Origin of the sequence: Brevibacterium aurantiacum (assembly GCF_007558825.1) — a bacterium.
Classification (GTDB): Bacteria; Actinomycetota; Actinomycetes; order Actinomycetales; family Brevibacteriaceae; genus Brevibacterium; species Brevibacterium aurantiacum_A.
Window position 1 is genome coordinate 1 of record NZ_VLTK01000036.1, and the last position, 2,455, is coordinate 2,455.

Here is a 2,455-nt window from a genome sequence, read left to right on the forward strand (position 1 = left end):
CGATCCTGACATGGCTACGCCAATAAAGGAGACATGCCCTAATGCGGCTCTTCAGGGTTGCGTGTGGGGCGAGGTGCCGAGGCCTCCGGTGATGAGGAGCATTCGGAGGCGGTAGTGCTCGAAGTTGCTGAAACAGCGGGCGGTGCGGCGGCCTAGTTCGATAATCCCGTTGATGGCCTCAGTGCCGCCGTTACTCGCACCGCCGGTGTCGAAGTAGGCCAGGAACGCGGTCTTCCCGAGTCGGGCGATCTCCGGGATCGGGCATGACGGGAGCTTCTCGATCAGCTGATCGGCCAGTCGACGGCCCCAGGCTGGTGTGGGCTGGTGGAACACGTCTCGGAGATTCTGGGCGCAGTGGTAGGCATCCTCGACCGTGACATGATCGGGATGGGCAGCGAACGCGCTGGCCAGACGGTTCTGCTGGCGTGTGGTGAGGCGTTCACGCCCGGCGCGGAGAAGATGGCGGATCTCGTAGAGAGGATTGCCCTTGCGGTTTCGGTGGCCGAGGGGCTTCTGTGGTATCCGGCGGTGAAAACCATCGACCGCCACGCCGGCAAGCTTGACGATGCGGAACGCATCCAGCACGCAGGTGGCGTCCTCGGACTGGTCATTTATCGCGTTCTTCTATCCCTGGAACGGGCCTCTTCCTGCGTGACGGTGGCTTAGCCTCAATCCACCTATGGGGTTCGGGTTGAGCATGTGATCTGATTTTGGTTAGGGTCTGTGCGTTCGGGCAGCATTGATCGCCGGGCCTCGCTGCTCGGGATGTTCTACGGTCGCTTCCTTCGTCGCGCCGGTCGTCGGTTAGCCGGTCAGGCGGCTGCGGCCTGTGGTGGCCCATTGACGGAGGTAAACAGGGCCGTCCAGGCGGTCTCCCATGGCCAATTCTGTGGCAGGTGCAGGCTAAGATGGCGGGCTGAGGGCGCGGCCCTGGACGGAACGCTAATGAGTTAGCGCCGGATCGTTCCCGTCGTCGCCTTGGATAGACCGGCGCCAGCGATCGTTTCCGCAGCCCGGGTGAGGTTGAACGCGATGACGGCCACCACCAACCAAGCGGCGGCGGCGTTGAACTTCCCGGAGGGTGGGTGCGCCAGCGCGCTGTTCTTCAGATCGGCGTTGACCTGCTCAATCACAGCGTGGGCGCGGTGGGTCTTGGCGGCGGCGAGGGTGTCGAGATCGTTGGTGGTGAAGAAGGCGTGGAAGCGGTGGGTATCGAACAGTGTCGGCTGGGCCACGTCTTTGGGGTTGAGCTCGGGAATGCGGCGCACCATCAACCGTCCGAGCACGCGTTGCTCTTCTTCCTCGAGGTGAACGCGGTGAAAGGAATCTCAGCGACCTCGGCCTTGGAGCTCCACCGGCCGGTGTCTTCGTCGAAGACCGCGTCAGTGTAATCAATCGTCTGCCAGGCATCGTCATGGATCGGGGCAATGGCCCTCTTGTCCCGCGGGTCCATCCGGACGGTGACGGACACCTCGGCCCTTCCGGAAATCGCGGCCTGCATGGCGGCATGGCCGTGGTAAGCCGAGTCAGCCCGGACCAGCACCCTCGCCCCGGCCATGTAAGCGAGGCGACCGGTGGTGGCCAGCGCCGCGTCACCGATCAACCGGGCGCACCCGCGCGAGGAACCGGTGGAGCCCTTGCGCAGTCGTTGGGCGACGAACGTCGGCGCCGAACCGACAGTAGTGACAGCGGCCAGCTGTGCCTTGAACCCGCGGGCCCCGGAGTAGCCGTACCCGGAGCCCTGCTTCTGGCGGCTGTGGATCTCGATGATGGTGTAGTCGACGTCCACGCGTACGTACTCGCCGGGTTCGCTCACCAACAACGGGATCTGGGCATTCAGGCCGGTTAGGGCTCGGGAGGCGACCACGCCGAGTTGGCTCACATGGCCGAACGTGAACGACCGGAGGAACGAACCCGGTGTCGATGGCACGTACCGGTCGGTGAAGACCTTGCCGGTGCCGCCGTGCTTGAGCAGGGCCATGTCATCGATCGAGTCGGCGCCGGCGACCATCCCGGCCACCAGGGAGGGGATCTTTGCCTCGGCATTGGCGCCCTTGTTGGTGGGCACCGTCGGGCCTCGGTCGGTCAGCTTTTGCAGGCCAGCATGCGTAGCGAGTTTCACGGCGGGGACCAGGCCGGCCTCCCACACGGATTTCGGGTCATCGAAGGACACTGACGTGGCCGACGAGGTGTGAGAAATTTGCACCCACGAGATGCTACTTGATTTGGGGAAGTGGACCGTGGTGAAATCTACTTTCACTGATCTACGTACTTGCGGATTGCTGGGCTCTCAATAAGAGGATTCGGGAGGTCACCAACGGGTGGAAGAAACGGAAGCGCCCGTTCGTGTGGACTAAGACCCCAGAGCAAGTCCTCGAGAAGGTAAACCTAGAATAACTTCAGAAACGCGACACTAGGGCATGTCTCCTTTATTGGCGTAGCCATGTCAGGATCG

2 pseudogenes are annotated in these 2,455 nt (G+C 63.2%); both read right to left on the reverse strand.

Features of this window, described 5'->3' with window-relative positions:
- Positions 1–51 precede the first annotated feature (51 nt).
- Positions 52–639, reverse strand: a pseudogene (locus FO013_RS22070) (ISL3 family transposase); the annotation flags it as partial.
- 173 nt (positions 640–812) lie between these two features.
- A pseudogene (locus FO013_RS22075) lies at positions 813–2,206 on the reverse strand (IS1380 family transposase).
- Positions 2,207–2,455 lie beyond the last annotated feature (249 nt).